We start from the raw sequence: 16,587 nt of genomic DNA, 5'->3' as shown, positions 1-16,587 counted from the left end.
CCGCATGACCTACAGCGAGCTTCAGGTCACCACGCATTTCTCGTTCCTGCGCGGCGCGTCCTCCTGCGAGGAGCTGTTCGCCACCGCCGCACTGATGGGGATGCCGGCGCTCGGCATCACCGATCGCAACTCGGTCGCCGGCGTGGTCCGCGCGCTCTATGCGTGCGAGCAGCTGAAGGCGAAGCACGGCCTCCTCATCCGCTCCATCCCCGGCTGCCGGCTCGATCTGGTCACCGGCGAATCCCTCCTCGTCTGGCCGGAGGATCGCGCCGCCTGGAGCCGGCTCACCCTCCTCCTCACGCTCGGCAAGTCGCGCGCTGACGCGCGGCGCGGCGAGAAAGGCCAATGCTTCCTCCACTGGGAGGATGTCGCCGCGCATGGGGACGGCCTCGTCGCCGCGCTGGTGCCGGGGCGCAGTGGCGCGGCGCCAACCGCGCTGGCCGCCACTACCGACATCTTCGGCCGGCGCGGCCACCTCTGCCTCACCCCCTGGCGCCGCCCGGGCGAACGGCGGCGCTTTGCCGAGACCGCGCAGGCCGCCGCCGCCTACGGCCTCACCCCGCTCGCCACCGGCGACGTGCTGTACCACAAGCCCGATCGCCGGATGTTGCAGGACGTCGTCACCGCGATCCGCGAGAAATGCACGGTCGACGAGCTCGGTTTCCGCCGCGAACGCCATGCCGATCGCCATCTCCAGCCGCCCGACGAAATGGCGCGCCGCTTCGCCGCTTACCCCGATGCGCTCGCCGCGGTGGAGGCGATCGTCGAACGCTGCACCTTCTCGCTGCGCGACCTCGACTATCAATATCCCGACGAGATCATCATGTCCGGCCGCACCGCGCAGGAGGCGCTGGAACGCCTGTCGCGCAACGCGCTCGCCGACCGCTTCGATGGCGCGCCGCCGGAGCCCTATACCCGGCAGCTCGAACACGAACTCTCGCTCGTCGCGAAGATGGGCTACGCGCCTTATTTCCTCACCGTGAATTCGATCGTCAGCTACGCCCGCTCGATCGAGATCCTGTGCCAGGGCCGCGGCTCGGCGGCCAATTCGGTCATCTGCTTCGTCCTCGGCATCACCTCGATCGATCCGGTCAAGCACCAGCTCCTCTTCGAACGCTTCGTCTCGGAGGAACGCCGCGAACCGCCCGATATCGACATCGATTTCGAGCATGAGCGGCGCGAGGAAGTGATCCAGTGGATCTACGAAACCTATGGCCGGGATCATGCCGCGCTGACCGCGGTGGTCAGCCGCTTCCGCACCCGCGGCGCGATCCGCGAAGTGGGCAAGGTGCTCGGCCTGCCCGAGGACATGACCTCCGCGCTCGCCGGCCAGGTGTGGGGCTGGTCGAACGAGGGCGTTCCCGACAGCCACGTACAGGCGCTTAACCTGGACGCCGGCGAACCACGCCTCGCGCTCGCGCTTGAGCTCGCCAAGGAGCTGATCGGCACGCCCCGCCATTTGTCGCAGCACCCCGGCGGCTTCGTCCTGACGCGCGATCCGCTCCACGATCTTGTCCCGATCGAGCCGGCCGCGATGGTCGATCGCCACGTCATCGAATGGGAAAAGGAGGATATCGAGCATCTTGGCTTCATGAAGGTCGATATCCTCGGCCTCGGCATGCTCGGCTGCATGCGGCGCGGGTTCGATCTGCTGGGTCAGCACAAGGGGATCGCGATGACGATGGCGAGCGAGCCCTTGCAGGACGATGATGAACCGACGTTCGAGATGATCCGCCGGGCCGATACGCTCGGCGTCTTCCAGATCGAGAGCCGCGCGCAGATGAGCATGTTGCCGCGGATGAAGCCGAGGAATTTCTACGACATCGCCATCCAGGTCGCGATCGTCCGCCCCGGCCCGATCCAGGGCGACATGGTGCATCCCTATCTGAAGCGCCGCGAGGGCAAGGAGCTGGTCGAATATCCCAATGATGCCTTGAAAGCGGTGTTGCAGAAAACGCTTGGCGTGCCCTTGTTCCAGGAACAGGCGATGCAGGTCGCGATCATCGGCGCCGGCTTCACCCCGGGCGAGGCGGACTTGCTGCGCCGCGCGATGGCGACATTCAAGATGACCGGCGGCGTGGGAGAGTTTCGCGAAAAGCTGATCACCGGCATGCGCGCCAACGGCATCTCGCAGGCCTTTGCCGAGCGGCTGGTGAAGCAGATCGAGGGGTTCGGCAGCTACGGCTTCCCCGAAAGCCATGCGGCGAGCTTCGCCAAGATCGCCTACGCCTCGTCATGGATGAAATGCCATCACCCCGACGTGTTCTGCGCAGCATTGCTCAATGCCCAGCCGATGGGCTTCTACGCCCCGGCGCAGATCGTCCGTGATGCCCGCGCGCATGGCGTCGAGATCCTGCCGGTGTGCATCATGGCCAGCGATTGGGACACGGCGTTGCTGGAGGACCGCAGCGCGCAAAAGCCGCTTCGCCTCGGCCTGCGCATCGTCCACGGCCTGTCCGCCGCCGATGCCGGCAAGGTCATCACCGCCCGTGCTGCCCGCCCCTTCACCTCGGTCGAGGATGTATGGCGTCGCTCCGGCGTACCGCTCGCCGCGCTGGAGACACTCGCCAAGGCGGATGCCTTTGCCGGCATGGGGCTCGACCGGCGACAGGCGCTGTGGGCGATCCGCGGCCTCGGCGACACGCCGCTCCCTTTGCTCGCCGCCATCGAGACGAAGGAGGATCCGGTCCACCTGCGCGCGCTCACCGCCGGGCGCGAGGTGGTGGAGGATTATCGCGCCACCCAGCTGACGCTGCGCCAGCACCCGCTCACCTTCCTGCGCGATCGTTTGCGTGAACGCCGCTGCGTCCGTTGCGAGGAGCTTAAGACCATCAAGGAAGGCACGCTGGTCGACGTCGCCGGCATCATCCTCGTCCGCCAGCGGCCGGGCAGTGCGAAGGGCGTGCTGTTCATCACCATCGAGGACGAGACCGGCGTCGCCAACGGCATCCTGTGGCCCGACCGGTTCGAGGCGCAGCGCCGCACCGTCATGTCCTCCGCGATGGTCAGCATCCGGGGCCGCGTGCAAAAGGAAGGGATCGTGATCCATGTCGTCGCGGATCTGATCACCGATCTTACCTGGATGCTGCGCAAAGTGGGGGAGATCGACCTACCCTCTCTCGTGGCCCGCGGCGATGGCGCGACCCACCCCGGCGCGCCCGATCGCGGCGACGCCGGGTGGAAGCCGCGCAACCGCACCGACTATCATTACAGAGACGGGCACTATCGGGACCGGCCGGAGGACGTGATTCCGATCCGCAGCCACGACTTCCATTGATCTTGGTAAAGCGATCGGCTTAGGCTTGACCCCAGCCGACGACCGACCGGCGATGGATAGGAGAGACCGCATGGCCACCGCCGCCCTCAGCCGCGAGCCCCAGATCGGCGTGACCGCGCACGTCCCGCTGCCGACCGACAAGGCCGCGTTCGACGCCGCGATCGTCGATCCCGACAGCTACGCCAATGAGGAACGCTACCACGCGATCTTCAAATATCTGCGCGAGGAAGCCCCGGTCTATTGGTGCGAGCCGGAGGGCTATCGCCCGTTCTGGACGGTGTCGCGCCACGCCGACATCCGCCGCGTCGAACTCGACAACGACACCTTCCTCAACGATCCGCGCCTGACGCTCGCCACCATCGCCGATGAGGAGCGGATCATGGCGCTGACCGGCGGCAACAAGCTGACGCGCAACCTCGTCAGCATGGACAATCCCGACCACAAGCACTTCCGCGCCATGACACAGGGCTATTTCTCGCCCAAGCACATGAAGCAGCTGGAAGAGGATATCCGCGCCCTCGCCTGCGACAGCGTGGAGCATATGGCCGCGCTCGGCGATCGATGCGATTTCGCCGCGGAAGTCGCGATCTGGTTTCCCTTGCGCGTCATCATGCTGACGCTGGGCGCCCCGCGCGAGGACGAACAGTTCCTGATGAAGATTACGCAGGAAGTGTTCGGCGCGCAGGATTTCGATCACATGCGCCCCGAGGAGATGGGCGGGCTGTTCGCCACCATCGCCGAATTCAACGCCTGGTGCGATCGAATCACCGCCGACCGCAAGGCCAACCCCCGCGAAGACGTCTCCACCATCATCGCCAATGCGACGCTCACCGATGGCTCGCCGATGGGGAATATGGAGGCGATGAGCTACTACCTCATCATCGCCGCTGCAGGGCATGACACGACCAGCTCTTCCACTTCCGCGGGGCTGCTGGAACTAATCCGTAACCCCGCGGAAATGCAGAAGCTGCGCGACGATCCCTCCCTGCTGCCAAACGCGGTCGAGGAGATGATCCGCTGGGCAAGCCCGGTGAAACATTTCTTCCGCACCGCCGCCAAGGATGCCGAGGTCGGCGGCGTGCCGATCAAGGCCGGCGACGGCCTCGTCATGGCTTATCCGTCGGCCAACCGCGACACCGCCGTCTTCGACGATCCCTTCACCTTCCGGGTTGACCGCGCGAACGTGCGGCAGCACCTGGCGTTCGGCTATGGCCCGCACCTGTGCCTGGGCCAGCACCTCGCCAAGCTGGAGATGCGTATCCTGTTCGAAGAACTCCTCGCCCGCTTCGACGATTTCGAGCTTGCCGGCGACCCGTCCTGGACCCGCGCCAGCTTCGTCAGCGGCATGAAACACCTTCCCATACGGTACCGCGCCAAGTGAGCCGACACGACCCCGAGAAACTTTACCCCGGCTTTCCGGGCACCGAGCCGAACCAGCATCTGCGCACCATCCCGGCCTGCGCCGCGCTTGGCATGTGGCAACACGCCACCGTGGGCGAGCCGGTGTCGACGTCGCTGGACGCCGCTCTTCCGGCGGCGTGCGACGCCGACGGGCGCGTCTCGCGCGGCGCCGCACTGGTGCTGGCCGATCAGGCAACCGCGGGCGGCGTCTTCACCACGCTGTCACGGCCCACGCCGATGATGACGCTGGACCTTCGCGTCGACTGGTTCGGCCCGCTCCCCGCCGCCGCCATCAGCTGCATCATCGACGAGGTGACGCGCGAGGTCGATCTGGCCTTGTCGCGCGGCCGATTGGTTGCCGAGGGAAGGCCGATCGGCGCCGCGGTCGCGCGCTATCTGATCGGGTCGATGCCCGGCGGCACACCTGGCCGGATGGATGAACGGCACGACGTGCTGCCGCCGTCGCCCGCGCCCTGTTTCGCCGATTATCTTGGTGCCGAGTCGACGCCCGATGGCCTGGTCATGCAGCCGCGGGTCGAACATGTCGGCGCGCCGCTGCCGGCCTATCATGGCGGCGTCATCGCCGGCCTGCTCGAACATGCCGGCGTGTCGTCGATCGATGCAGCGTTCCGCCCGCTCGATATCGAAATCCGCTTTCTCGCGCCGGCGCTCGCCACGCTGCCGCTGATCGCGCGGGTCGTGCCCCGCCGCATCGGCCGCCGCGCGATCACCCTCGATCTGGAGGCGCATCAGGGCGATCCCAACCGCCCCGTCGCAATCGGGCGGATGCTGGCGATCACCGATCCTGCCGGCGATCCCGTCCGCCACGATCTGCCGCGCGGCTGACGCGGCGCGACCAGCATGGGGTGGGTCCTCCCCGCCCCATGCCGGATCGATCAACCCACCGTCTGTTCGATCACGCCGAAGATCGGATGATGCCGGTCATCCTCGGCCCAGATGCGGACGGTATCGCCCTTCTTCAGGAACGGCGTCACCGGCTTGCCACCCGCGATCGTCTCGATCGTGCGTACCTCGGCGATGCAGGAATACCCGACCCCGCCTTGCGCGATCGGCTTGCCCGGCCCGCCATCGGCGTCACGGTTCGATACCGTACCCGACCCGACGATCGTCCCCGCCCCCAGTGCGCGGGTCTTCGCCGCATGCGCGATCAGCGTGCCGAAATCGAACGTCATGTCCTCACCCGCCTCGGCGCGACCGAACGGCTCACCGTTCAGGTCGACCATCAGCTTGCGATGCAGCTTGCCGTCCTGCCACCAGTCGCCCAGCGCGTCAGGCGTCACGAACACCGGCGAGAAGGCGGACGCCGGCTTCGACTGGAAGAAGCCGAAACCCTTGGCCAGTTCACCCGGGATCAGGTTGCGCAGCGACACGTCATTGGTGAGCCCGACCAGCCGGACCGCCGCCAGCGCCTCCTCACGGGTCGCCCCCATCGGCACGTCACCGGTCACCACGACCACCTCTGCCTCCAGGTCGCAGCCCCAGCTTTCGTCACCCAGCGGGATCGCGTCACGGGGGCCAAGGAAGCCGTCGGACCCGCCCTGATACATCAGGGGATCGTGCCAGAACGTCTCTGGCATCTCCGCCCCACGCGCCTGCCGCACCAAAGCGACATGGTTCACATAGGCGGAGCCATCCGCCCATTGATACGCGCGGGGCAGCGGCGACGCCGCCTCATGCTCGTGAAAACGCAGCCGGGGGATCACCTCATGCTCGAGATCGGTCGCGAGGTTCTGCAGGTCCGGCAACAGCCGATCCCAATCGTCCAGCGCCGCCTGCAGCGTTGGCGCAATGTGGCCGGCATCGGCGCACCAGGCGAGATCGTTCGACACCACGACGAGCTTGCCGTCGCGGCCATGCTTCAGACTCGCTAGTTTCATCCGTCACCTCTCTTTCAGCCCTCCGGCATAGGCGCGCGCAGACGGCCAAGTCGAGAGCGGTCCCCTACGCGATACCACCATAACAAAAGTTACTTGACCGTTCAGGCGGGGCTGGCGACAAGCGGCGCTGTAATTTTCCGGAGAGGTTTCGAATGTCGCTCGACCAGATTGCGGGCCGTTTCGCGTATAACGAGGATCATGAGGCGTTCCGCCAGACGGTGCGCAGCTTCCTCGCCAAGGAAGGCGTGCCGAACGCGGACCAGTGGGAAAAGGATCGCCTCGTCCCTAAGAGCTTCTGGCAGAAGGCCGGCGAGGTCGGGATGCTCTGTCCGACCGTGCCGGAGGCCTATGGCGGGCTCGGCCTCGACTTTGGCTACAATGCCATCGTCGACGAGGAAATGGCCTATTCGGGCGTCCCCGCCGGCTTCTCGCTCCAGTCGGACATCGTCGCCGGCTATATGGAGACCTACGGCTCCGAGGAGCAGAAGAAGGAATGGCTGCCCAAGATGGTCTCGGGCGACGTGATCACCGCGATCGCGATGACCGAACCGGGCACCGGCAGCGACCTTCAGTCGATCCGCACCACCGCGAAGAAGGACGGCAATCACTACGTCATTAACGGCTCGAAGACGTACATCACCAACGGTCAGAACACCGATCTGACTCTGGTCGTGGCCAAGACCGATCCGGACGCGCAGCCGGCCTACAAGGGCATGTCGATCATCCTGGTCGAGAGCCACCGGGAGGGCTTCAGCAAGGGCCGCAAGCTCGACAAGATCGGTCAGGACGCGGCCGACACCTCGGAATTGTTCTTCGAGGACGTGCGCGTGCCGATCACCAACTGCCTTGGCGAAGAGGGTATGGGCTTCATCTACCTGATGAGCCAGCTGCCGCAGGAGCGCCTGTCGATCGCGGTCAGCACCATGGCCTCCTCGCAGAAGGCGTTCGACGATACGGTCGCCTTCGTGAAAGAGCGCCGCGCGTTCAAGGGCGTGGTGTTCGACTTCCAGAACACCAAGTTTGTCCTCGCGGACCTCAAGGCGAAGCTTCAGGTCGGCTGGGCGCACCTCGACTGGGCGATCGCACGCCATCTGAAGGGCGAACTGACCAACGAGGAAGGCGCAGCCGCCAAGCTGTGGCACACCGACCTTCAGTGGGAGGTCATGGACAAGTGCCTCCAGCTGCACGGCGGCGCTGGCTATATGAACGAATATCCGATCGCCCGCATGTGGCGCGGCGCGCGTGTCAGCCGGATCTACGGCGGCACGAACGAGATCATGAAGGAAGTGATCAGCCGCAAGCTCTGAGCCCGGCCGGTTAGCCGACACACAGCACGCCCCGCGCGCCATCCGGCGGGCGGGGCGTCGTGTATCAGACGGCGGTTGAAGGAGTGATCCTCAGGCCGCGACCGCGCGTTCGCCGGTGCGCAGTTGCTCCACGAACCCATCAGTGCTTCGCCGCAGCCGCCGTGCCTGGTCGGACAGGGCGCCGGCCGCCTCGCGCACCTGCTGCGACAGGACGTCCGCCTCGTTGGCGGCCTCCGCGACCTGCGCGATCCGCTGCTCGATCATGTCCACACCGCGTGCTGCCTCGTGCGCGGTACGCTCGATCTGCCCCGCGACGCCGCGCTGACCGGACACGGCGCCCTTGATAGCATCGGCCGCGGCAGCCACCCGGCACACCGCGTCCGCCGCGCCCACGATGCTGGCCTCGGTCGAATCCACGCCGTGCCGCACGCTGCCGATCAGCGACACGATCTTCTCGCTGGCCCGCGCCGTTCCCCCGGCGAGTTGCTTCACCTCGCCCGCCACCACGGCGAAGCCACGTCCCGCGTCCCCGGCGCGCGCGGCCTCGATCGTGGCGTTCAGCGCGAGCAGGTTGGTACGCGTGGCGATCTCGTGGATCTCGCCTACCAGGCCATTGATGTCGCCGGCACGTGCGGCGAGATCCAGTACCGCCGCCTTGCCCTGTTCGGCATTGCGTTGAACGTCGCCGGTCAGCGTCGCCTGGGCATGCGCGCTCTCGGCAATTTCGCCGATCGAATCGGTCAGTCGGTGGACGGCATCGGCCACGTCCTGTGTCGCGCCGGCCGCCTGATGGGCACCTACGGCCACTTCGCTCGCTTGCCGCCCGGCCTCCGCCGCGATCCGGGTCAGCGTCGCGGCCGACCCTTCCAGCGTTGCCGAGGCACCCTCGATCGCCACCGCCACGCCCGCCACCGACCGCTCGAAGTCGTCGGCCAGCGCCATCAGCGCGCTCCGCCTTTCGCTCTCCAGCCGCGCTTCGGCCGCTTCTCGCCGCTGGCGCTCCGATTGTGACCGCTCGTCGGCCGCTTGCGCCGCCGCCAGCGCCGCAACCGCCCGGCCGCGCTCCACCTCGGCAAGCGCCAGCAGCCGCTCGCCCTCTTGGCGCGCCACGTCCTGCGCCACGATGAGGATGCGCAGCCGGGTGGTCAGATAGGTCAGCGCCGCAAACTCCAGCACCACCGCCAGCGCATGGAACAGCACGCGGTCCAGCGCGCCGCCATTTTCGAACACCCAGTTCGGCAGCACGTAGGACAGCACCAGATGGTGAAGCGCGATCAGGATCGCCGCCAGCGCCAGCGGCCGCCAGTCACACAGCACCGCGATCATCGCCAGCGCGACAAAAAAGTACATGTGCCCATCCATCTGCCAGGCCGAACCCGCCAGCAGATAGACGTAGATCGCCGGCATCGCCGCGGCGAGCACGCCGCAGCTCATCCGTGCGGCCAGATCATGCCGGCCACGCACCGCCAGAGCGGTCGGTATGATGTTCACCATCGCCGCCGCGGCGATTGCGAGCCCGGTTCCCGGCGCGTTCATCGCCGCGCCCCAGATCAGCAGCAGCGGCAGGCACAACCATCCCACCGCCGCGATGACGCGGATCCCGCGCATGCGCAGATTGTCTAGCGAGCTCATGAGGCACGCCCCCCGCAGATCAGCGACGGCGCCGCGATCGTCACTATTCCCGCCCGAAGCAGCGGCCAGAAGAGCGCGTCGCGCTCCCCCTGAACCACCATGCCGCCGCCGGGGCCCGCCGCCACCAGCCGCGCATCCTGTGCCAGCGCGAGGCGGGCGGTTGGTGCGTCTGGCCACAGCGGAAGCAGCAGCATGTCGCCGCGCAGCGGGGGCGACAGCGCCACCGCCGCGAGCGCGCCAGCGGCAATCACGACCTGCCCGATGACAAGGCCAAGCCCGCGCGCGATCAGCATATGCCGGAGAAAAACAGAACCCATACGGCCGCCTTTGGCCTGACGAGGGTTAGGACCAGGTAAAGCATGGCCGCGGGCCATCGAGCGTCGGCCACTACCCCGCGCCTCCTTGACTTTCTCGCGCAGGATCTGCATTTCAGCGTGATCGAGACGTTTGCAGCGTGATCGGGCTTCGTGCCCAGGCTCCGTCTCGGTCGATTGAACCGGCTTCCCAAGTCACGCGGGGTGTCTATTTTCCCCCGTTCCTGCACGTCCCATGACGTTGCGGGCTGCGACTATTTATAGGTTTATTGCATGTCATTCTCCGATCTCGGCCTCGCCGAGCCGCTTGTCCGCGCGCTTGAAGCAAAGGGCTATGAGACGCCCACGCCGATCCAGCGTGATGCCATCCCGACGGTACTCACCGGCCGCGACCTCCTGGGCATCGCCCAGACAGGTACCGGCAAGACGGCAGCGTTCGTCCTCCCCTCGATCCAGCGACTGCTCGGCAGCGAGAAGCGCGTTCTGCCGACGCATGTGCGCATGCTGGTCCTCGCCCCGACCCGTGAGCTGGCCAGCCAGATCGCGGACAATGCGAAGCTCTACGCGCGCCATTCGCGCCTGACCGTCGCCACGGTGTTCGGCGGCACCAGCATCAACAAGAACCGGCAGGACCTGTCGCGCGGCGTCGACATCCTCGTCGCCACACCCGGGCGCTTGCTCGATCTGGTCGAGCAGGGCTTCTGCAACCTCACGATGCTCGAGATCCTGGTGCTGGACGAGGCCGACCAGATGCTCGACCTCGGCTTCATCCATGCGCTGAAGAAGATCGTGAAGATGGTGCCGCGTCGCCGTCAGACCCTGTTCTTCTCCGCCACGATGCCGACCTCGATCCGCGACCTGGCGGACAAGTTCCTGAATGATCCGGAAACCGTCTCGGTCGTCCCTGCCTCGACCACGGCGGAGCGGGTCGAGCAGCAGGTGGTGCTGGTCAATCAGACCGAAAAGCAGGCGCTGCTGACGATCCTGATTCAGGAAGAGAAGATCGACCGCGCACTGGTCTTCACCCGCACGAAGCATGGCGCCGACCGCGTCGTGAAGCTGCTGGCTGGCAACGGCATCGCGTCCAACGCGATCCACGGCAACAAGAGCCAGCCGCAGCGCGAGCGCGCGCTTGCCGCGTTCAAGAGCGGCGAAGTGCCGATCCTGGTCGCGACCGACATCGCGGCGCGCGGCATCGACATTTCGGGTGTCAGCCACGTGTTCAACTTCGAACTACCGAACGTGCCGGAGCAATATGTGCACCGCATTGGCCGCACCGCGCGCGCCGGCGCCAGCGGCATCGCCATTTCCTTCTGCGCCGACGACGAGCGGCCGTATCTGAAGGACATCGAGAAGCTGACCCGCCAGAAGGTGCCGCATCGCGCCCTGCCGGCCGATTTCCTGAAGCGCGCCGACGCGCTGAAGGCGGCGCGCGTCAAGGCGATCGGTGCCGATCCGGCGCCGCGTGAGGATCGTCCGCGCGGGCCCCGCCCGCCGGCACGCCCCAAGGCGAGCCATGCGCCGACGGCAACCCGCGACTATGCCAATGCCAGCCGCCGTGGCGGACCTGGTGGCCATGGCAGCGGACAGGGCGGTGGTCGCGGACGCGGCGGTCGCGGCCGTGGGCGCGGCGGCGCACGCACTGCCGCTCAGGCCTGACCTCACGCCAATTGCGCGCGGCCGTGCAACCCGGCCGCGCGTGATCGGTTGCCTCTCCTGAAGAAGGAGACGGCCCTATGGATATCGCGACTGGCCCGGTTCTGGAGCGCATTGCGCGCGTACTGGCCGGCGAGCGGCTCAGCGTAAATGCGCACGGGGATCAGGAATCCGCCGGCGATGCGGTGGATGCCGCCTGGCGCGATTATCGCGAGGAAGCGATGGCCGTCCTCCACACGCTGCGCGCGCCCAGCAAGGCGATGGCCGCCGCTGGTGACCCCGCCGTGTGGGAACGGATGATCCTGGCCGCCATCGAGGAATCGCAGCCAGAGGGCGCCTGAGCACAGGCCGCCCCCCGGCGACACGTTCACTTCAGGCCAGAACCGTGAGCCATTCCTCTTCCGGCGCGCGCGGGCTGCGCGTGCGGTTGGCCGGCTCCTCCGCATCCTCATAGCCGATCGCGACACCGCAGAAGAGCATCCGCTCTGGCGGCGTGCCGAGGAACGTTTCGACCGTGCTGGGATAGACTGCCCAGCATTCCTGCGGGCAGGTCGCCAACCCTTTCTCCACCGCCAGCAGCATCAGATTCTGCAGGTACATGCCAAGGTCGGCCCATTGCGGCGGCCCCATGCGGCGGTCGACCGTCACGAAGAAGGCGGCCGGCGCGCCGAAGAACTGGAAATTTCGCGCGAACCACTGCGCACGCGCGCGCTTGTCCTCGCGCGGGATGCCGAGGTGCCCGTACATGATTTCGCCGATCTGGAACGTGCGCGCCTTCGTGGCGTCGGTCATTTCACGCGGATAGATGTCATAGCCCGGCGTCTCGGTCTCGCGCCGCTCGATCTTGCCGCGCATGATCTCCTTCAGCTCGGCCATCTTCTCCCCGGTCACGATGTCGATGTGCCAAGGCTGAATATTCCCGCCCGTCGCCGCGCGCGCCGACGTCAGCGCCAGATCCTTCAGCACGTCCAGCGGCACCTCCTTGTCCAGGAATCCGCGGACCGAACGCCGCTCCCTTACTGCGTCGGATACGTTCATTCGCCTCTCCACCTCTTGCCGTGCGCGTTAAATCGCGGCACATGAGCGGCTGGGATAACATCTGTTATGGAGAGTCGGAAGATGGCCGAGGCGTATATCGTCGAAGCGGTGCGGACGGCTGGTGGACGACGCGGCGGAAAGCTCGCGGGGGTTCATCCGGTCGATCTGGCAGCACAGGTTCTGGACGCGGTAATCGAGCGTTCGGGCATTCCGGGCGACGCTGTCGAAGACGTCATCATGGGTTGCGTCAGCCAGGGCGGCGAGCAGGCCGGTCAGGTGGGGCGCAATGCGGTGCTCGCCTCCAAGAAGCTGGCGCAGTCGACGCCGGCCGTCACGATCGATCGCCAGTGCGGCTCGTCGCAGCAGTCGATCCAGTTTGCGGCGCAGGCCGTGATGTCGGGGACGCAGGACGTGGTGATCGCGGCGGGCATCGAAAGCATGTCGCGCGTGCCGATGGGCTCGACCTACAAGCTGTTCTACGACGCCGGCCTCGGCAAGAACAAGTCGCCGGGCCTGGAGGAGAAGTTCCCGGGCATCAACTTCAACCAGTTCGCTGGGGCGGAGATGATCGCTAAGAAGTACGGCTACACCCGCGAGCAGCTCGACGAATATTCGTTGAACTCGCACCGCAAGGCGGTGGCCGCGACGCAAGGCGGCAAGTTCAAGGACGAGATCGTCCCGATCGAGATCGAGACGCCCGAGGGCAAGGAAGTGCACACCTCTGACGAGGGCATCCGCTATGACGCCTCTGCCGAGGGCATGGCCGGGGTGAAGAAGCTGTCGGAAGAGGGCGTGCTGACCGCCGCCTCGTCGAGCCAGATCTGCGACGGCGCCAGCGCGGTGCTGATCGTCAGCGAGGAAGCCCTGAAGAAGTACAACCTCAAGCCGCTGGCGAAGATCGTCAACCTGACGGTGACCGCGGGCGACCCGGTGATCATGCTCGAAGAGCCGCTGTTCGCGACCGACAAGGCGCTCAAGAAGGCCGGCCTGTCGATCGATGACATCGACCTGTACGAAGTGAACGAAGCGTTCGCCTCGGTTCCGGTCGCCTGGCTCGAGCATACCAAGGCGGATCCGAACAAGCTGAACGTCAACGGCGGCGCGATCGCGCTCGGCCACCCGCTCGGCGCATCGGGCACGAAGCTGATGGCGACGCTGGTTCACGAACTGCGCCGTCGTGGCGGCCGCTATGGCCTGCAGACGATGTGCGAAGGCGGCGGTGTCGCCAACGTCACGATCATCGAAAATTGCGACTGGCAGGGCGAGGCGAAGGCCGCGGCCTGAACCTGTTGCCGATCAAATGGCCCGTTCCCCGCACAAGCGGGGGACGGGATCGTGCCCCGCTTGTGCGGGAGCACTTTCTCGGGAGGGGAATTCAATGAAGCTCGACAACAGCATTTCCGCCGTCATCACCGGCGGCGCGTCCGGCCTTGGCGCCGCGACCGCGCGGCAGCTCGCCGCCAAGGGCGTGAAGGTCGCCATCTTCGACCTTCAGGAAGAAAAGGGCGAGGCGATCGCCAAGGAACTCGGCGGTGTGTTCTGCAAGGTCAACGTCACCGACGAGGCGTCGGTGGACGAGGGCTTCGCCAAGGCGCGCGCGGCGATCGGCCAGGAGCGTATCCTGGTGAATTGCGCCGGCACCGGCAACGCGATCAAGACCGCCAGCCGCAGCAAGGAAGACGGCTCGATCAAGCACTTCCCGCTCGACGCGTTCAACTGGATCATCCAGATCAACCTCGTCGGCACCTTCCGCTGCATCGCCAAGTCGGCGGCCGGCATGATGACGCTCGACCCGCTGCCCGATGGCGACCGTGGCGCGATCGTCAACACCGCGTCAGTCGCGGCCGAGGACGGCCAGATCGGCCAGGCGGCCTATTCGGCGTCGAAGGGCGGCGTGGTCGGCATGACCCTGCCGATCGCACGCGACCTCATGAACGAGCACATTCGCGTCAACACGATCCTGCCGGGCATCTTCAACACCCCGCTGCTGCAGGGCGCGCCGCAGAACGTGAAGGATGCGCTGTCCGCGTCCGTGCCGTTCCCGAAGCGTCTTGGCGATCCGGAGGAATATGCCGCCCTCGCCACGCTGATGATCGAGAACGGCTATTTCAACGGCGAGGACGTTCGCCTCGACGGCGCGATCCGCATGGCGCCGCGCTGAGCACGGCGACACGCTGACGGCGCGGCGCCTGCCGCCGCGCCTGACCGCCTTTATCGAACGATGACACCTCCCCGGGGAGGGCCATGGCCAGCGACGATCGGATCGTCCCGGGCGCTGGTCACCCCCGGGGAACGTGTTTCAGAGCTACAGGAAATATCGCATGTCCCGCCCCGCCCCCTGGCGCCTTGACCTTTCATCCTATCCCAAGCGCGAGGTGAAGCAGACGCGCTTCCAGGATCTCGACACGATGGGCCACCTCAACAACGTCGCTTATGCCGCCTTGTTCGAGGATGCCCGCGTGCGCATGAACCAGCAGCTGGGACGCGTGAACCGCGGGAAGATGGCGGAAGGCTCGTTCCGCGCGGTGGTGGCCCGCAACGAGATCAACTACCTCGCCGAAGGCAGCTTCCCCGAGGATGTCGAGATTGGCCTGGGCATCGGCCGCATCGGCAATCGCAGCTTCGAGATGCTGGCGGCGGCTTTTCAGTCGGGCGCGTGTATCGCCACCTGCGACACGACGATCGTGATGACCGATCCGAAGGGCGAGTCCCTCCCGGCCGACTTCGTCGAGCGGCTGAAGGCGGTTCAGGTGAAGGCCGCCTGATCGCGGCCGGGTACCGCAACGGCAGCGGGCCCGGCGCCACCGATGATCGCGATCATCGGCAGCGCACGGGCCCGCATTTCACCGCCTGGTTGCGGCGGGATTACTTCCCGCGCAGCGTACCCAAGGTGGCGAGGCCAAGGACGCCGACCAGCGCGGCGGCTGCCCACGGACGCTCCTTGGCAAAGGCCTTTGCCTGTCCGACCACTGCGGGCTGCCCGTCGGCGCCCGGCGCCATCGCCTTCTGCACCGAACCCTTCAGCTGATCGAGCATGCCGCTCGCCTGCATCGAACGATCGTTCGTCGCGGCGCCGGCCGTTTCCTTCACCTTGCCCGTCACCGTGTTCATATCTGCGGTAAGTGCGTCAGCCATGATCAATACCTCCGATTTCCCGGAGGCGACAACGGGTCAGACGGGCTTTTGTGCCACATGCCGGGCCGCTCGCCGCCGGCCGCGAGACCGGAGGCGAGCGGCACGAAAACGTCAGTCGACGAAGACCGGCGCGCGCTTTTCCATGTTGGCCTTTACCGCCTCCACCTGGTTGGGCGAGCGCATCAGCTTGACCTGCTCGTCGCTCTCGCCCTGCAGCACGGTGGCGGTGTCGCCATCCACCATCAGGTTGATCAGCCGCTTGGACGCCTTCACCGCGTCGGGATTGCGACCGGCGATCTCGCGCGCCAGCTCGAACGCCGCGGCGCGCGGATCATCGGCGAGCCGGGTGACGAAGCCATAACGCTCGGCCTGCCCGCCGGTGAACTCGCGCGCGCTGTAGGTCAGGTCGCGAAGCACGTCGTCGCGCGCCAGCGTCCGCCACAGCGCGAGGCCGGCCATGTCGGGCACCAGCCCCCAATAGGTTTCGCGGATCGACATGCGCGTGTCCGGCCGCGCGATGCGCACGCAGGCGCCCGACATGATCTGGAACCCGCCGCCCAGCGCGACGCCATGCACCGCGGCGATCACCGGCATCGGCAAGGTGCGCCAGCCCCAGGCGACATTCTGCGCCGTGTTGGCGACACCATGGCTGCGCTTGCCCAGATCGTTGCCCGATCCGCCAGCCGCCATGGATCCCATGTCGAGCCCGGCGCAGAACGCCCGCCCCTCACCCGACAGCACGGCAACCCGCACATCCTTCATGCCCGCCAGCCGCTCGATGGCGGCGTTGATGCCGGCGAACATCGCCGGATCGAGCGCGTTCATCTTGTCCGGTCGGTTCAGCCGAACGTCCGCGATGCCGTTCTCGACCGTGATCGTAACCCGCTCTTCCATCTCGCTCTCCCGCAAATTGATACGATCGACTTAGA

General features: G+C 66.8%; 15 protein-coding genes. 9 read left to right on the top strand and 6 right to left on the bottom strand.

Going from position 1 to position 16,587, the window contains the following annotated elements:
• Window positions 1–4 precede the first annotated feature (4 nt).
• The 3 genes from ACH0BU_RS08690 to ACH0BU_RS08680 all read left to right on the top strand — a co-directional run bounded on the left by ACH0BU_RS08690 (window position 5) and on the right by ACH0BU_RS08680 (window position 5,524).
• Window positions 5–3,277, top strand: a complete 3,273-nt coding sequence (locus tag ACH0BU_RS08690) for an error-prone DNA polymerase (RefSeq protein WP_296218461.1) — start codon at window positions 5–7, stop codon at window positions 3,275–3,277.
• A gap of 70 nt (window positions 3,278–3,347) precedes the next feature.
• Complete coding sequence (locus ACH0BU_RS08685; RefSeq protein WP_296218463.1) at window positions 3,348–4,658, top strand: cytochrome P450; 1,311 nt, start codon at window positions 3,348–3,350, stop codon at window positions 4,656–4,658.
• Window positions 4,655–5,524, top strand: a complete 870-nt coding sequence (locus ACH0BU_RS08680; protein ID WP_296218465.1) for a PaaI family thioesterase — start codon at window positions 4,655–4,657, stop codon at window positions 5,522–5,524. Before ACH0BU_RS08685 ends, ACH0BU_RS08680 begins: the two co-directional genes overlap by 4 nt.
• A 50-nt stretch (window positions 5,525–5,574) precedes the next feature.
• On the opposite strand, the gene ACH0BU_RS08675 is transcribed toward ACH0BU_RS08680, so the two are convergent.
• Entirely contained in the window at window positions 5,575–6,576 is a 1,002-nt protein-coding gene (locus ACH0BU_RS08675; RefSeq protein ID WP_296218467.1) for a fumarylacetoacetate hydrolase family protein, read from the bottom strand.
• A gap of 152 nt (window positions 6,577–6,728) precedes the next feature.
• Here ACH0BU_RS08675 and ACH0BU_RS08670 point away from each other — a divergent pair, with 152 nt between their 5' ends.
• Complete coding sequence (locus ACH0BU_RS08670; protein ID WP_296218469.1) at window positions 6,729–7,883, top strand: acyl-CoA dehydrogenase family protein; 1,155 nt, start codon at window positions 6,729–6,731, stop codon at window positions 7,881–7,883.
• 90 nt (window positions 7,884–7,973) lie between these two features.
• Here the strand turns inward: ACH0BU_RS08670 and ACH0BU_RS08665 are convergent, their stop codons facing one another.
• Both ACH0BU_RS08665 and ACH0BU_RS08660 read right to left on the bottom strand, forming a co-directional pair.
• On the bottom strand, window positions 7,974–9,515 hold the full coding sequence (locus ACH0BU_RS08665; RefSeq protein WP_125945851.1) for a methyl-accepting chemotaxis protein: 1,542 nt from the start codon (window positions 9,513–9,515) through the stop codon (window positions 7,974–7,976).
• Window positions 9,512–9,832 carry a hypothetical protein gene (locus ACH0BU_RS08660; RefSeq protein WP_296218473.1) on the bottom strand — a complete coding sequence of 107 codons (321 nt, stop codon included), beginning with the start codon at window positions 9,830–9,832 and terminating at the stop codon, window positions 9,512–9,514. The genes ACH0BU_RS08665 and ACH0BU_RS08660 overlap by 4 nt, the downstream gene beginning before the upstream one ends.
• Window positions 9,833–10,102: 270 nt before the next feature.
• Here ACH0BU_RS08660 and ACH0BU_RS08655 point away from each other — a divergent pair, with 270 nt between their 5' ends.
• Together ACH0BU_RS08655 and ACH0BU_RS08650 are read left to right on the top strand one after the other, a co-directional pair.
• Entirely contained in the window at window positions 10,103–11,488 is a 1,386-nt protein-coding gene (locus ACH0BU_RS08655) for a DEAD/DEAH box helicase (protein ID WP_046407281.1), read from the top strand.
• A 77-nt stretch (window positions 11,489–11,565) separates the two neighbouring features.
• Entirely contained in the window at window positions 11,566–11,826 is a 261-nt protein-coding gene (locus ACH0BU_RS08650; RefSeq protein ID WP_046407280.1) for a hypothetical protein, read from the top strand.
• Window positions 11,827–11,857: 31 nt separating this feature from the next.
• On the opposite strand, the gene ACH0BU_RS08645 is transcribed toward ACH0BU_RS08650, so the two are convergent.
• The gene (locus ACH0BU_RS08645) at window positions 11,858–12,523 is read right to left on the bottom strand and encodes a nitroreductase (protein ID WP_046407278.1); all 666 of its coding nucleotides are present in this window, start codon (window positions 12,521–12,523) and stop codon (window positions 11,858–11,860) included.
• Between the two features lie 81 nt (window positions 12,524–12,604).
• Between ACH0BU_RS08645 and ACH0BU_RS08640 the strand changes: the two genes are divergently transcribed.
• The 3 genes from ACH0BU_RS08640 to ACH0BU_RS08630 all read left to right on the top strand — a co-directional run bounded on the left by ACH0BU_RS08640 (window position 12,605) and on the right by ACH0BU_RS08630 (window position 15,288).
• Window positions 12,605–13,807, top strand: a complete 1,203-nt coding sequence (locus ACH0BU_RS08640; protein ID WP_046407276.1) for an acetyl-CoA C-acetyltransferase — start codon at window positions 12,605–12,607, stop codon at window positions 13,805–13,807.
• Between the two features lie 94 nt (window positions 13,808–13,901).
• Complete coding sequence (locus tag ACH0BU_RS08635; RefSeq protein WP_046407275.1) at window positions 13,902–14,684, top strand: SDR family NAD(P)-dependent oxidoreductase; 783 nt, start codon at window positions 13,902–13,904, stop codon at window positions 14,682–14,684.
• Between the two features lie 160 nt (window positions 14,685–14,844).
• Window positions 14,845–15,288 carry an acyl-CoA thioesterase gene (locus ACH0BU_RS08630; RefSeq protein ID WP_046407313.1) on the top strand — a complete coding sequence of 148 codons (444 nt, stop codon included), beginning with the start codon at window positions 14,845–14,847 and terminating at the stop codon, window positions 15,286–15,288.
• Between the two features lie 100 nt (window positions 15,289–15,388).
• Here ACH0BU_RS08630 and ACH0BU_RS08625 read toward each other — a convergent pair whose 3' ends face one another.
• Together ACH0BU_RS08625 and ACH0BU_RS08620 are read right to left on the bottom strand one after the other, a co-directional pair.
• Window positions 15,389–15,658, bottom strand: coding sequence for a CsbD family protein (locus ACH0BU_RS08625; protein ID WP_046407273.1), 270 nt, complete (start codon window positions 15,656–15,658; stop codon window positions 15,389–15,391).
• A gap of 111 nt (window positions 15,659–15,769) precedes the next feature.
• On the bottom strand, window positions 15,770–16,552 hold the full coding sequence (locus tag ACH0BU_RS08620) for a crotonase/enoyl-CoA hydratase family protein (RefSeq protein WP_125945850.1): 783 nt from the start codon (window positions 16,550–16,552) through the stop codon (window positions 15,770–15,772).
• Window positions 16,553–16,587: the final 35 nt, after the last annotated feature.

Origin of the sequence: Sphingomonas olei (assembly GCF_045369765.1) — a bacterium.
Lineage (GTDB): Bacteria > Pseudomonadota > Alphaproteobacteria > Sphingomonadales > Sphingomonadaceae > Sphingomonas > Sphingomonas panaciterrae.
Note: the sequence above shows the minus strand (reverse complement) of the source record. Positions and strands in the feature narration are given on the sequence as shown.

What these genes read in the sequence shown, in the direction of transcription:
- ACH0BU_RS08675 (WP_296218467.1), bottom strand. Translation starts at nt 6,576, where the DNA reads ATGAAACTAGCGAGTCTGAAGCATGGCCGCGACGGCAAGCTCGTCGTG.
- ACH0BU_RS08685 (WP_296218463.1), top strand. Translation starts at nt 3,348, where the DNA reads ATGGCCACCGCCGCCCTCAGCCGCGAGCCCCAGATCGGCGTGACCGCG.
- ACH0BU_RS08660 (WP_296218473.1), bottom strand. Translation starts at nt 9,832, where the DNA reads ATGGGTTCTGTTTTTCTCCGGCATATGCTGATCGCGCGCGGGCTTGGC.
- ACH0BU_RS08630 (WP_046407313.1), top strand. Translation starts at nt 14,845, where the DNA reads ATGTCCCGCCCCGCCCCCTGGCGCCTTGACCTTTCATCCTATCCCAAG.
- ACH0BU_RS08665 (WP_125945851.1), bottom strand. Translation starts at nt 9,515, where the DNA reads ATGAGCTCGCTAGACAATCTGCGCATGCGCGGGATCCGCGTCATCGCG.
- ACH0BU_RS08670 (WP_296218469.1), top strand. Translation starts at nt 6,729, where the DNA reads ATGTCGCTCGACCAGATTGCGGGCCGTTTCGCGTATAACGAGGATCAT.
- ACH0BU_RS08620 (WP_125945850.1), bottom strand. Translation starts at nt 16,552, where the DNA reads ATGGAAGAGCGGGTTACGATCACGGTCGAGAACGGCATCGCGGACGTT.
- ACH0BU_RS08635 (WP_046407275.1), top strand. Translation starts at nt 13,902, where the DNA reads ATGAAGCTCGACAACAGCATTTCCGCCGTCATCACCGGCGGCGCGTCC.
- ACH0BU_RS08655 (WP_046407281.1), top strand. Translation starts at nt 10,103, where the DNA reads ATGTCATTCTCCGATCTCGGCCTCGCCGAGCCGCTTGTCCGCGCGCTT.
- ACH0BU_RS08625 (WP_046407273.1), bottom strand. Translation starts at nt 15,658, where the DNA reads ATGGCTGACGCACTTACCGCAGATATGAACACGGTGACGGGCAAGGTG.
- ACH0BU_RS08640 (WP_046407276.1), top strand. Translation starts at nt 12,605, where the DNA reads ATGGCCGAGGCGTATATCGTCGAAGCGGTGCGGACGGCTGGTGGACGA.
- ACH0BU_RS08645 (WP_046407278.1), bottom strand. Translation starts at nt 12,523, where the DNA reads ATGAACGTATCCGACGCAGTAAGGGAGCGGCGTTCGGTCCGCGGATTC.
- ACH0BU_RS08650 (WP_046407280.1), top strand. Translation starts at nt 11,566, where the DNA reads ATGGATATCGCGACTGGCCCGGTTCTGGAGCGCATTGCGCGCGTACTG.
- ACH0BU_RS08690 (WP_296218461.1), top strand. Translation starts at nt 5, where the DNA reads ATGACCTACAGCGAGCTTCAGGTCACCACGCATTTCTCGTTCCTGCGC.